The 12,205-nt window shown below is 68.9% G+C and carries 15 protein-coding genes; 8 read left to right on the top strand and 7 right to left on the bottom strand.

Annotated features, from left to right (window positions below; translation table 11 throughout):
• Nucleotides 1-133 precede the first annotated feature (133 nt).
• Nucleotides 134-340 (top strand): hypothetical protein, encoded by a 207-nt coding sequence (locus OG734_RS00765; RefSeq protein WP_330285510.1) that lies wholly within the window; start codon nucleotides 134-136, stop codon nucleotides 338-340.
• Nucleotides 341-379: 39 nt separating this feature from the next.
• On the opposite strand, the gene OG734_RS00760 is transcribed toward OG734_RS00765, so the two are convergent.
• Both OG734_RS00760 and OG734_RS00755 read right to left on the bottom strand, forming a co-directional pair.
• On the bottom strand, nucleotides 380-1,087 hold the full coding sequence (locus OG734_RS00760; RefSeq protein WP_330285509.1) for an SDR family NAD(P)-dependent oxidoreductase: 708 nt from the start codon (nucleotides 1,085-1,087) through the stop codon (nucleotides 380-382).
• A gap of 434 nt (nucleotides 1,088-1,521) precedes the next feature.
• Nucleotides 1,522-2,946, bottom strand: coding sequence for an aspartate ammonia-lyase (locus OG734_RS00755; protein WP_330293521.1), 1,425 nt, complete (start codon nucleotides 2,944-2,946; stop codon nucleotides 1,522-1,524).
• A 147-nt stretch (nucleotides 2,947-3,093) separates the two neighbouring features.
• On the opposite strand from OG734_RS00755, the gene OG734_RS00750 reads away from it, so the two are divergent.
• From OG734_RS00750 to OG734_RS00720, 7 genes are all read left to right on the top strand, one after another.
• Nucleotides 3,094-4,428, top strand: coding sequence for a dicarboxylate/amino acid:cation symporter (locus OG734_RS00750; RefSeq protein ID WP_330285508.1), 1,335 nt, complete (start codon nucleotides 3,094-3,096; stop codon nucleotides 4,426-4,428).
• A complete protein-coding gene (locus OG734_RS00745) occupies nucleotides 4,425-5,150 on the top strand; it encodes an aspartate/glutamate racemase family protein (protein ID WP_330285507.1) in 726 nt (241 codons plus the stop codon). The genes OG734_RS00750 and OG734_RS00745 overlap by 4 nt, the downstream gene beginning before the upstream one ends.
• A 30-nt stretch (nucleotides 5,151-5,180) precedes the next feature.
• Nucleotides 5,181-5,867, top strand: coding sequence for a GntR family transcriptional regulator (locus OG734_RS00740; protein ID WP_330285506.1), 687 nt, complete (start codon nucleotides 5,181-5,183; stop codon nucleotides 5,865-5,867).
• A 154-nt stretch (nucleotides 5,868-6,021) separates the two neighbouring features.
• Entirely contained in the window at nucleotides 6,022-6,465 is a 444-nt protein-coding gene (locus tag OG734_RS00735) for a MarR family winged helix-turn-helix transcriptional regulator (protein WP_330293520.1), read from the top strand.
• A 55-nt stretch (nucleotides 6,466-6,520) separates the two neighbouring features.
• The gene (locus OG734_RS00730) at nucleotides 6,521-7,447 is read left to right on the top strand and encodes an LLM class flavin-dependent oxidoreductase (RefSeq protein ID WP_330285505.1); all 927 of its coding nucleotides are present in this window, start codon (nucleotides 6,521-6,523) and stop codon (nucleotides 7,445-7,447) included.
• 4 nt (nucleotides 7,448-7,451) lie between these two features.
• Nucleotides 7,452-7,661 carry a hypothetical protein gene (locus OG734_RS00725; RefSeq protein ID WP_330285504.1) on the top strand — a complete coding sequence of 70 codons (210 nt, stop codon included), beginning with the start codon at nucleotides 7,452-7,454 and terminating at the stop codon, nucleotides 7,659-7,661.
• Between the two features lie 238 nt (nucleotides 7,662-7,899).
• Nucleotides 7,900-8,196: a hypothetical protein gene (locus OG734_RS00720; protein WP_330285503.1), complete on the top strand. Its 297-nt coding sequence runs from the start codon at nucleotides 7,900-7,902 to the stop codon at nucleotides 8,194-8,196.
• Here the strand turns inward: OG734_RS00720 and OG734_RS00715 are convergent.
• The 5 genes from OG734_RS00715 to OG734_RS00695 all read right to left on the bottom strand — a co-directional run bounded on the left by OG734_RS00715 (nucleotide 8,181) and on the right by OG734_RS00695 (nucleotide 12,184).
• Nucleotides 8,181-9,248, bottom strand: a complete 1,068-nt coding sequence (locus OG734_RS00715; RefSeq protein WP_330285502.1) for a ferritin-like domain-containing protein — start codon at nucleotides 9,246-9,248, stop codon at nucleotides 8,181-8,183. The genes OG734_RS00720 and OG734_RS00715 overlap by 16 nt on opposite strands.
• 650 nt (nucleotides 9,249-9,898) lie before the next feature.
• Nucleotides 9,899-10,738, bottom strand: coding sequence for a class III extradiol dioxygenase subunit beta (locus OG734_RS00710; protein ID WP_330293519.1), 840 nt, complete (start codon nucleotides 10,736-10,738; stop codon nucleotides 9,899-9,901).
• A 1-nt stretch (nucleotide 10,739) separates the two neighbouring features.
• Nucleotides 10,740-11,096, bottom strand: coding sequence for a protocatechuate 3,4-dioxygenase (locus tag OG734_RS00705; protein ID WP_330285501.1), 357 nt, complete (start codon nucleotides 11,094-11,096; stop codon nucleotides 10,740-10,742).
• Nucleotides 11,097-11,153: 57 nt separating this feature from the next.
• Nucleotides 11,154-11,906, bottom strand: coding sequence for an SDR family NAD(P)-dependent oxidoreductase (locus OG734_RS00700; RefSeq protein WP_330285500.1), 753 nt, complete (start codon nucleotides 11,904-11,906; stop codon nucleotides 11,154-11,156).
• Complete coding sequence (locus tag OG734_RS00695; protein WP_330285499.1) at nucleotides 11,903-12,184, bottom strand: muconolactone Delta-isomerase family protein; 282 nt, start codon at nucleotides 12,182-12,184, stop codon at nucleotides 11,903-11,905. Before OG734_RS00695 ends, OG734_RS00700 begins: the two co-directional genes overlap by 4 nt.
• Nucleotides 12,185-12,205 lie beyond the last annotated feature (21 nt).

Genomic DNA, 12,205 nt, shown 5'->3' with positions numbered 1-12,205 from the left:
ACTCGCAAGCGAGCGTCGCCCGCGAAGTCCTCACCTCTGCCCAGCATGGACCCCGTATGACCCCGTCGCCCACGCCACTCGGCCGCCTCGGACCGTCGTAGTCATCGGCGCCCGCCTGGCGGCCCACTTCAGCGTGCCCGCAGAGCTCCGCAGCAGCCCTGGCTACGCCGGAGTGTTCGAGCACTGGCTGGTCATCGCGGCCGTGCTGGTGCAAGGGGTGGTGGCGGCCTTCGTCACCGCACGGCTGTACCGTGCGCACGGCCGCCCCGCGGTGCTCTTCGGGCTGATGGCGGTGTCCAATCTGCTCGAACGCGCCGCGGACCGGAACGCCGCGGCGTGATCAGGGTCGACGAGGGGGCGGGTACGGCCCGCTGTGCTGTCAGCCGCGGGGGAAGCCGTCGGCGTCGAGCCTGAAGACGAGCTCGGCCTCGTCCCGCTTGGTGGTGTGCAGGTCCCAGTAGAGGGGGGTGATCTGCTCGGGCCTGGCCGCCTCCACCCCAGGGATGACGGACACACCGATCGACGAGTCGATGCCGACGTGGGCGGCCTGGACTCCGGTGCCGGCGTCGGCCAGTTCCTTGTGCAGGTTCATCGCCCAGTTGCGCAGCGCCGCGGCGGCGGCGTTCACATTGGCGACCCGCGGGTCGGGCCAGATCGAACCGGCACCCGTGGTGTAGAGCAGGGTGCCGGCGCCGGCCTCGCGCATCGCGGGCAGCACTGCCTGGGTGGCGGCGATGGCCCCGTAGAGCTGGAAGTTCATCTCGAACTCCACGTCCGAGGGTTCGGTGGTGGCCGGAGCGGTCAGAGTGGTGACGCCGAACGTCCCCACCGGGGAGTACTCCAGGACGTCGATCCCGCCGAACTTCGCGGACGCGTCCTTGAGCGCCTGGGTGAGCCCGGCGCGGTCGAGGACGTCCGCGGGGAACGCGGCGGCGGTGATGCCCTCGGCGGCGAGCTTGCCGACGAGGTCGTCGAGCTTCTCGCGGTTGCGGGAGATCAGGGCGACGTGGAAGCCCTGGGAGCCGAAGGCGCGGGCGATGGCCAGGCCCATCTGGGGGCCGGCTCCGACGATGGCGATGCTGGTCACAGCGAGATCCTTTCGGGAAGGGTGGCACTGGAAGGCCAAGATCTGGATAGATCTATCCGAATCGTCTATTCGGATAGGCCTTTCCGGTTCACTGTCGTCACCGTATCACAGAACTGGATAGGGTCATCCGATTGCCTGTCGTCGTGTTAGTCCTGGCGCTCGCCACCGCGACGATGCCGCAGTCAACTGCGCCGAGCGGCACCGAAGCCAACCGGGGCGCGGATCCTCGCCGCTGCTCGCGAAGCACCGGATGCCCTACGCCGCATCCCCAGGAGAGGCTGCTCGCGGAACTGGGCTTTGGCTCGGGCGTGACCTGCTGGCAGCGGCTGCCGGTCTGCAACAGCGCCGAGGGCCCGGCAGTGGCTGCCTGAGGTACCGCTGGCGGAGGTCCGGGGGCGGACCGGGGCATGTCCCGGTGCTCGACAGGCTGACGTTCACGGAGCGGCGGCCGGCGAGAGTCGCCCGAACGGCCGGGTGAGGTTCGCGGGCTGCAGGATCATGTCCAGTTGGGCGGTGGTGAGCAGGCCGGCTTCGGTGGCGAGGTCCTTGATGGTGCGGCCGGTGGCGAGGGCCTGGCGGGCCAGCGTGGTGCTGGCGGCGTAGCCGATGTGCGGGGCGAGCGCGGTGACGAGGCCGATGGAGCGGTGGACCGTGTCGTGGAGGTGTTGGTGATTGGCGGTAATGCCGGGGACGCAGCGGGTGGCAAGGGTGTCGCAGGCGGCGCGCAGGTGGGTCAGGGAGCGCAGCAGGCTGTAGGCGATGACGGGTTCGAAGGCGTTGAGCTGGAGCTGTCCGGCTTCGGCGGCCATGGTGACGGTCAGGTCGTTGCCGATGACCTCGAAGGCGACCTGGTTGACGACCTCGGGGATCACGGGATTGACCTTGCCGGGCATGATCGACGAACCCGCTTGCACCGGTGGCAGGTTGATCTCGCCGAGTCCGGCGGTGGGGCCGGACGAGGTCAGGCGCAGATCGTTGCAGGTCTTGGAGAGTTTCACCGCGACGCGCTTGAGGACGCCGGAAAGCTGGACGAAGGCGCCGCAGTCCTGGGTGGCCTCGATGAAGTCGCCCGCGGGCCGGACGGGTTCGCCGCTGATCTCGGCAAGGTATGCGCAGGCGAGCTCGGCGTAGCGGGGGTGGCCGTTGATGCCGGTGCCGATGGCTGTGCCGCCGAGGTTGGACTCCAGCAGCAGTGCGGCGGCCTCGGTGAGGCGCTGGCGGTCCTCCTCGATCATGACGGCGTACGTCGTGAACTCCTGACCCAGCGTCATGGGGACGGCGTCCTGTAGCTGGGTGCGGCCCATCTTCAGCACGTCACCGAACTCCGCCGCCTTCTCGGCGAAGGCCGCTGCCAACACCCGCAAGGATTCGCTGAGTTGACGCAGTGAGATGACCAGGGCCAGGCGTACGGCGGTGGGGTAGACGTCGTTGGTGCTCTGGCCGAGGTTGACGTGGTCGAGGGGATGAATCACGTCGTAGAAGCCGCGGGGGTGGCCGAGGATCTCCAACGCCCGGTTGGCGATGACCTCGTTGGCGTTCATGTTGGTCGAGGTGCCGGCCCCGCCCTGGACGGGGTCGACGACGAACTGCTCGCTGAGCCGTCCGGCGCGGATCTCCTCGCACGCGCCGATGACCGCTTCGGCGATGTCCGGAGGCAGGAGGCCGAGGTCGCGGTTGGCCTGAGCGGCCGCCTGCTTGACCGCGGCCAGGGCGGCGATCAGGTCGGGGAACTGGGCAATGGTCGAGCCGGTGATTGCGAAGTTCTCTACGGCCCGCACGGTGTGCACGCCGTAGTAGGCGTCGGCCGGGACCTCCTTGTCTCCCACCAGGTCGTGCTCGATGCGTGTGGCCTCCGTCATCTGCTGCCCCATCTGATGCTCCTCGTCGCTGCCGCCGGCCCTGAGCCGGGATGCCGACACGGGACCCCTTGACAGGCCACCGCTTCCGGCCTCAGTGTTGCCGACCAACATGCAGAACGCAATATATTGCGTATGGCAGGAGGTCTCATGGACACCGCTCGTCCCCGTCCCACCAGCACAGACACCCCACCGACCCGGCCCGCAGGCTTCTGGCGGCGATGCCGGAAGACGCCGATCGGAGTGCAGTCGATCATCGCCGTCGGCCTCGGCGCCCTCATCGGATCCCTCGCCCCGTCCGCGGGCGAGCAGATGAAGATCCTCGGCGACGTGTTCCTGAACCTGGTGCAGGTCGTGGTCCTGCCCCTGGTCTTCCCGCTTATCGTGCTGGGCATCGCCCGCATGGAGTCGGTCAAGAAGGTCGGCCGGATCGCCGGCAAGGCGATCCTCTACTTCGAGCTCGTCACCACCGTCATCCTGCTGATCGCGGTCGGGCTGGCCAAGCTCACCGGCATCGGCAAGGGCGCCCCCGTCCACGGGGCCGACGCCACGGACCTGGAAGGCCTGGGCCAGGGCATCGACTTCCACGAGCTGGTCCTGCACGCCGTACCGAAGAACATCTTCGCCGCGTTCGGCGAGGGCAACCTGCTCGGCGCGATCGTCTTCGCCCTGCTGGTGGGCGTGGCGATGGCCGCGATCGGGGAGAAGTCCGAACCCTTCGCCGCCGTCCTTGAGTCCGTCGCCGCGGTGATGTTCAAGGTCGTCGGCTACGTCATCCGGGTCGCGCCGCTCGGCGTGCTCGGCTTCATCTCGTACGACGTCGCGTACTACGGCTTCGGCAACCTGCGCAGCCTGCTGGGCTTCATCGCCGTGGTCTACGCGGGCCTGGCCATCGTCATCGGCGCGCTCTTCCCGCTGATCGCCGCGATCTACCGCATCCGGTACGTCGAACTGCTCAGGTCCATCGGCGGGTTGGCCGGAATCGCCTTCGTCACCCGCAGCTCGGAGTCCGTACTGGCCCCGCTGATGGGCAAGCTGGAGGCATTCGGCGTCAGCAGGTCGACGACCTCCTTCGTCGTCCCCCTGGGGTACTCCTTCAACACCGACGGCTCTGTCCTCTACCAGGCCGCCGCGCTGGTCTTCCTCGCCAACGCCTACGGCGCTGACACCTCTCTGCCCGCCCTGCTCCTGATGGTCGGCGTGCTGGTGATTCTCTCCAAGGGTATGGCCGGGGTGGCCTCCGCCTCCATCGTCGTCCTCATCGCCGCGGGCAACTCCATCGGCCTGCCCGCCGAGGGCATCGCCCTGCTCCTCGGCGTCGACTTCATCGTCGACATGGCCCGCACCGGCGTGAACGTCATCGGCAACTCCCTCGCGGCCGCAGTCGTCGACAGCTCCGAGAACCGGCGCGCAGCCAAGCACGCCGCCCGCGAAACCCCGACTGAGCGCGGGGTCACCGTCCTGGAGAAGGAACCCGCACAGTGAGCACCTCCACCAAGGCGGAGATCATCGGCATCCTCGGCGGCATGGGCCCGGCCGCCACCGCCGACTTCTACGCCAAACTCGTCGCGATCACCCCCGGCTCCAGCGACCAGGACCATCTCCGTACGGTCATCTGGTCCGACCCCACCATCCCCGACCGCACCGAGGCCCTGCTGGGCGGCGGACCCGACCCCACCCCGTGGCTCCTGGACGGCAGCCGTGTTCTGCGCGAGGCCGGCGCCACCGTCATCGCCATCCCGTGCAACACCGCACATGCCTTCGTGCCGCGCATCGCCGACCGTGTCGGCCTGCCCATCGTCCACATGATCGGCGAGGTCGCCAGGCATCTCAGCGAGTTGACCCCTCGTATCCACACCGCCGGACTGCTCGCCACCACCGGCACCATCCGCGCAGGCCTGTACCAAGAGTGGCTGGACCGCCTCGGCATCCGCCTCGTGCTCCCCGACGCCTCCAGCCAGGACCGCGAGGTCATGACCGCCGTCCGAGCGGTGAAGGCCGGTGCCCGCGACGACTCGACGACCGCGCTACTGGCCCGCGCCGCACACCGCTTGGCCGAGCAGGGTGCGCAGGCGGTCATCGCCGGCTGCACGGAAATCCCGCTCGGCCTGCCGACGGACGCGGTGGACGTCCCCCTCGTCGACCCGGCGCTCGTGCTGGCTCGCGCCCTGGTCCGCCGGGCCACGACCACAGGCGGAGCCGGATAGGGCAAGCAAAGGCGATGTACTGTACGCAATATGTCACTCGACCACCCTGTCTCCCGCCGCCTCCTCAGTGACGAGGTGTTCCACCGACTGCGCGACTCCATCGTGCACGGGGAACTGGTCCCCGGTGAGAAGGTCAAGGACGGTGACCTCGCCGAGCGCCTCGGCCTCAGCCGCACCCCGGTGCGTGAGGCGCTCGCCCGGCTCGCCGACATCGGACTGGTCGAGGCCAAGCCCGGCGTCTACACCCGGATCACCACCCTCAACCGCCGCGACGTCGAAAAGACCCTCGCCGTCCTGCGCTCCCTCGACCAACTCGCCATCGAGACAGCCGTGCCGGTCATGACCGGGCAGGACCTGGAGCGCATGCGCGAGGCCAACCGCGACTTCGAACGGGCCGTCGCCGCCAACGACACCTCCGCCGCGCTCGCCGCCGATGACCGTTTCCACGCCGTCCCCATCGCGGCCGCGGACAACCCCGTGCTCAGCCGGATCGTCGAGCAGCTCCACCCGCAGATCCACCGCATCCTCTACCGCAAGTTCTCCACGCTGCTCGGCGGTCGCAACACCATCGAGCACCACGACCAGCTCGTCACCGTCTGCGCCGGCGGCGACGCCCGCGCCGCCGCCGAACTCTCCGGACAGCACTGGTCCGAACTCGGCGGCCACATCAACCAGCTCTTCGACACCAACCAGTTCGCCGAGACCTCCGCCGGCTAGGACGTCAGTCCTTGCCGACGATTGGTCAGGCTGGGGGAGTGATCGCGGACATCATGGGCAGCGCTGTGTGCGCGTGACGCTGCGGGCAGTTCGTCCTGCGAACTGAAAATGCTTGGGCTGTTATTCTTGACCAATGGACAATGACAAGGGGCGGATGGGGATTGCGTCCGGGCTTGTCCGGATCTCGTTCCTGGTGAACGCCGTGTATGCCGAGTCGGCGCGAGAACACGGTCTCACCCCACAGCAGGGGCAGTTGCTGTGCGCGCTGATGGCGCGGCCGTACTTCATGGGGGAACTGGGCTCAGTGCTGGGCCTGGCCAAGTCGAGCCTGACCGGGCTGGTGGACCGGACCGAGCGCAACGGCCTGGTCCGGCGGGAGCCGGACCCGCAGGATACGCGGGCGGTCCGGGTCATGTTCACGCCGGAAGGCCGCAAGGCGGCGGATGAGTTCTATATGGACACCTGTCGTCGGATCGACCGGCTCCCGGATGGTCTCGACGCTGCCGATCGGGACGTGCTCGCCGACCTGCTCGGCCGGCTCGTGCGGCACAACGAGGTTCCGGTGGTGTTCATGGAGCTGACCGAGAAGAGCTTGTAGTTCGTAGTGCGAACTTATATTGTTCGTACTGCGAACTGCGACCAGGGGTGTGCTCGTGAACGAGAAGACCTTCTTCGGTTTCTGTGCGAACAACGGGTTCGGCAAGGTGCCAGATCTGCTGAGGGCGGTCCGGCAGGCCGACCGTGACGGACTCGAACTCGTCTCGATGTTCGACCATCCGTACGTCGGAGAATTCCTGGACACCTACGCGACTCTCGGGTTCACGCTGGGTGCGACGCAACGGATCACCGGCTTCGCCGACGTCACCAATCTGCCGACCCGGCCCGCACCCATGCCGGCGCGCACACTGACGTCGTTGTCGGAACTCTCCGGTGGCCGCGTGGTACTCGGCCTGGGTGCGGGCTTCCACTGGGACCGCATCTCCGACATGGGCGTCCCGCGGCTTTCGCCCGGCGACGCCGTCAACGCCTTCGAGGAAGCGATCGTCCTGATCAAGAAGCTCTCTGGGGGCGGTCCGGCGGTCACGTACGAAGGCAAGCACTACCGGGTGAACCAGATCGAGCCGGCGCCCGTTGCCGCGCCACTCGTCTGGACCGGATCGGGCGGCGCGAAATCCCTGGCCGCGACCGGCCGCGTGGCTGACGGCTGGCTGCCTCCCTTCACCGCGGACTGGCTCAGCGAGACGTATCGCACGGGCCGGCCGATCATCGACGAGGCCGCTGCGTCCGTCGGCCGTGATCCGGGCGAGATCCGCACGATCTGCAACATCCCCGGCCGTATCACCGACCACCCGCTGGGCAAGACGCGTGACGACGACAACCGCTGGGTCGGCGGGTCGGTGGAGCAATGGATCGAGGAGCTGACCGGGGCCGTGCTGGAGCATGGCGCGGCCGGCTTCAATTTCGCCGAACCCAGTGGTTTCGTGGAGGACCTGACCACCCTCGGTCGCTGGGCCACCGAGATCGTCCCGGCCGTGCGCGAAGGGATCGCCAAGGAAGGGGCAGGGTCGGTGGCCGACTGAAGGCGTGGGCGCCGCCCGGACCGGGGTGTCCTGCTCGCACCGGGCCCTGGGGCGGCCGATGGTCGACAACACCGTCGTGGCCAGGAAGATGCTCGACGCGATCGTGGTGGCCACGGCCTTCGCGAGCTCGGACATCGCCTGGTTCCTGCTGACGAGCGATCGCGGCCCGTGCGCCGAGTGCGTACCCGGAAGTGCTGCGCGTAACGGAAGTTGATGCCGCCTGGAGCGGAAGTCGTTGACGCCGCCTTCGCCGGGCCTTCGACCGACCGGATGACGGCGACCTGTGGGTGGTGTCGGCGCGACGCACCCACCGGTGGCATCGGTTCTGGCCGTCAGTCGCCCGGCGGGCGTTGCCTGTCGGTGAAAGCCTCGCATCGTCGGCGAGTCCGCGAGGGCCACCTGCCGCTCTCCCGTGCCCGAGTCCTGCCGCATTCACTTCCGCCGTCGGCGGCGTGATGTTCGGCGCCGAAGAGCAACGCCGGGCGGAGGAAGAGCAGCAGCAGGCCGAGCAGCGCGTCAGTGAGCTCGCCCGGCAGCTTCAGGATGCCGAACGTGATCAGCAGCGGGCGCGGGAGGCCGCCCGGAAGGCCCACGACCGCACACGGGATACGGACCGGGCGGTGCGTGACGCCCGGCGCCGGGCCAAGGCCGCCGCCGCACACGCCCGCAAGCTCGCCGAACCGGTGCTCTTTTCACTCGCGCGGCAGGGGCGCGCATGGGAGGCGCGAACCCGTCAGGGAGCCACGTAGAGGAACTCCGGCCCGTAGTTCTTGCCGCTGCTGGGGAGCGGGCGCGCCATCAGCTGTTGTGCTGGATCCTGCAGGGCGGACATCTGTGCGATCGCCTCGAACAGTAGCCCCTCCGCCTCGCCCGCGTCGTCCCGCCGCCACGCCTCCTGCAGCAGCCGCAGCAGTTTGCTGTACGCCTGGTTGAACTCGTCGAGGAGCTGTGTCGTCCCGGCGTCCGGTGCGGAAGGTCCCGTCCGGGGCCAGCCCCCAGCGGGAACGATCCCCATCGGCAGGGTGTCCGGCATCGGGATCTCCGCTCCCGTGAACTCGAACTCCCCGGTGCCGGGGTTCTTCCTGAGCCTGCGCTTGTGGAAGATCTCCCGGAAGGCGTAGTAGTGGGCGAGTTCTCCCGCCGCCCCAGGGTGCGGGTTCTCGGGCGACGCGGACGTGCCCTCGCCCTGTTCCTTGATCACGCCGATCGCCTTCTCGACGGCGGCGAGCGTGGCGAGGGGCACGACGGGGTTCCCCGCGCCGTGACCGAAGTGCAGGGTCAGCTGCCGGGCACCGGTGATCCGCTCCGGGTGCGCACGGAACGCCTCCAGGAGCGCGGTGTAGAAGGCCCCGATCGAGGGGTGCGGCGCCGCGTCCCTCGCGAGCGGCTGGTCCGGCTGCTCGACGAGGGAGAACATCTCTGCCGCGTCCGTCGTCAGCCCGCTGAGGAAGACCGTGAGTTCGGGCCGCACGCCTCCCGGCAGAGGCCCCGGGTACGTCGGCACCACCGACGCGTCGTCGAGCACGGGAGTCCCGCCGAGCGTGTTGAGCAGGTTGCACGCCAGACCGAAGTGCGACATCTCGTCGAAGACGATCTCGCGCAGCGTGCGGAGGACGGAGCCGTCGCCGGTCGACGTGTCGATCGACCACATGCCGCACAGATACGGGGGGAGCGTGGCGAGTTCCAGCAGGATCGCCTGCTGCGCCGCGTCCCGCATCCAGTCGGCGTCACGCCGCTCCGCGGGCTGCTCCATCAGTTCGACGATCCGGTTCTCGCTCCGGGCATACGGAAGCGTGTTCACCACCGGTCTCCTTTCGGTCGGGTCCCTGGAAGCGGTCCGCCCCCCGCCGTCATCGCGCCCTCCCGTCATCGCTTTGTCCCGTCACTGCTGTGTCTGGAGAGTCATCCGCGCGAACCGCACGGACGGTTCGACACCGAGCTCCGCGCGCAGCAGGTGCCGGAAACGAGCCGAGGAGGGAGGGAGGAGGAAGAGGGGTTCATCTGCCGTCCTGGACGGTGGTCCCGAGACCGAGATTTCGCTCTTCACCGCCATCACCCATGGTAGGGCGGACCACGACCAACGGCGCGTCGCCGCGACCCGTACGACATGCGGGAGGCGCGGGAGCGGAGGATGAAAGGGGCAGGGGACGGTTCACCGACGGGGGAGAGGCCTTCCTCCGACCCCGCCCGCGTGAGGCCCGGAAGGGAGGGTACGTCGTGAACGAGTCACGACACCAGGACCGGCGACCGGAACAGGCCCGCCCGACGACCCTGTAGCCGCGGGCGAGGCACTGCTGGAGGTCGTCGACTCCGACAACCCGCCGCTGCGGGTCTTCTTCGGCACCCAGGGCAACCAGATGCTCCCGCAGGTCTACGCCGACCGGCTCAAGACCTGGGCGGACCGGGCGGACCTGTCCGACCGGGCGCAGGGCGGCGGACAGGCGGCTTGACTCAAGGGACCCGGTTCTCGAACAGGACCATCCCGGCCGCCGTGTTCGACGCGGGCACATGGTAGGTCTCGTACACACGGCGCAGCCGGGGACCCAGCGCGCCGCGCATGATCAGCCACATGATCAGCTCGATGCCCTCGGAACCGGCCTCACGGATGTACTCCTCGCGCGTCAGCGCGGCCAGTTTCTCGGGGTCGTGTTCGATCGCGTCGAGGAACATCCGGTCGAAGTCCTGGTTGATCAGGCCCGCGCGGGCGCCCGCGAGCTGGTGGGACATGCCTCCGGTGCCGAAGACGGCGACCTTGAGGTCCTCGGGATAGGACCGGATCGCCTCACCGAGCGCGCGGCCGAGGGCCAGGCACCGAGCGGCGGTGGGCTGCGGGTACTGGATGACGTTCACCAGGAGGGGAACGACCGCACACGGCCAACTCTCCCCGGGGTCCGGGCAGTACACCGACAGGGGCACGGTCAGCCCGTGGTCGACATCGAGCTCCTGGTACACCGCCATGTCGAAGGAGGCGTCTATCAGGCCCTCGACCAGGTGGTCGGAGAACTCCGGGGCGCCGCGGACGACCGGAACAGGGCGGCTGCCCCACCCCTCGTCGGCCACTCGGTACGACTCCGCCGTCCCGAGCGCGAAGGTCGGGGTGATGCTCAGGTCCAGGGCGTTGGCGTGGTCGTTGTAGATGACGACCGCGACATCAGGGGTGTGCCGGGCCATCCACTCCCGCGCCGGCGCGTACCCGTCGAACAGAGGTTTCCAGTACGGGTCCTCGGTCTTCCCGTGGTCCATGGCCGCACCGATCGACGGTACGTGCGAAGTGGCCAGACCCCAGATCACCTCAGCCAAAGCTCCGCCCTCCCGCCTTCAACGCGTCCGCGAACTCCTCGGTGGTCATACCGGTGAACACCCCGCCGAGGTACTGCATTGACCTCTGGTCGAGCACGGCGAGCTTGAAGATGTAGAAGATGGAGCCGCCCAGCTCCATCATCCGCGTCCAGTCCCGTCTCAGGACGGCGTCGCGCTGCTGTGCGTCAAGCCCGTACGCATGGCAGTACACGGCTTCGTCGGCCTTGAACCGCGCGCGGCTCTCGGCGTCCTTCAGGGATCCGCAGAGCCGGTTCAGTGCTCGGCCGCGGCGGCTCTCGGCGGCGTCGAAGACGTAGGTGCCGGGGACCTGGGGTGTGGTGCTGGACATCCCGTTCCTCTCCCTTCCCTTCCCTTGTTTCCATTGTTCTTTGTGCTGTCGTGCCGGTCAGTGAAGGAGGCCGCCGCCGTCGCAGACGAAGGTCTGGCCGGTGACCATGGCCGCGTCCGGCGAGGCGAGGTAGGAGACGAGCCCCGCGAAGTGCTCCGGGGTGACGAACTCCTTGATCGCCTGCCGGCGCATGGTCGTGGTGAACACCTCGTCGTCGGAGTGGGCTCGGGTCCCCGGGGTCGCGACCTGCGCGGGCGCCACCGCGTTGACCGTGATCCCGTACTCGCCCAGTTCGCGCGCCATCACCCGGGTCATGCCGATGAGCGCGCCCTTGCTGGCCACGTAGGCGATCTGTCCCGGCGACCCGGTGAAGAACGTGCGGGAGGCGACATTGATGATCCGACCCCGGTACGGGCTCTCGCGCAGCCAGGATGCGCACGCCTGCACCATGAGCAGCGGGCCGACGGCGTTGACGTCGAAGAAGCGGTGCAGCTCCTGCGGGGTCGTCTCCAGCAGAGTGGCCCGGCCGGACAGCAGGCCGGCGTTGTTGACCAGTACGTCGATACCGCCGCCGTAGGCCCCTGCGATCTCTTCCACCGTCTGGCGGGTCGCGGCCGGATCGCTGACATCGCAGCGCCAACTCCGCACTTCGGCAAAGCCGCTGGTGCCGTCCGCTTCCGGTTCGGCGATGTCCAGTGCGGCGACGTTGAATCCGTCCGCGGCCAGTCTGCGGACGATGGCGAGCCCGAGGCCGCCGGCGGCACCCGTGACCACCGCGACCCGTGGGCCGGTGTCGTCCGGACCGGTCATGGCGCCTTCTCCTGCGGATGGGTGGCGAGCGCCTCCACGGTGATGTCCATCCACTTCCACATCGGCAGCGAGACCAGCGCGTCGTGCAGCTCCGCCGGATCGGACGCCTCGTACAGGCCGACGGTGGCGTTGCGGCCCGGAACCCGCCACAGCCGTTTGAGGATTCCTGCCTCGCGGAGTTGTCGTGCTCGTTCGCGTTCGCTGGTGCGCAGGTCTTCGCGGACGTCGCCGGGGGTGTCCGGGGGCAGGGTGTTCTCGGTACGGACGAGGAATTCCATACGGCGTCCTCTCAGGGGTCG

The organism is Streptomyces sp. NBC_00576, assembly GCF_036345175.1.
Classification (GTDB): Bacteria; Actinomycetota; Actinomycetes; order Streptomycetales; family Streptomycetaceae; genus Streptomyces.
Note: the sequence above shows the minus strand (reverse complement) of the source record. Positions and strands in the feature narration are given on the sequence as shown.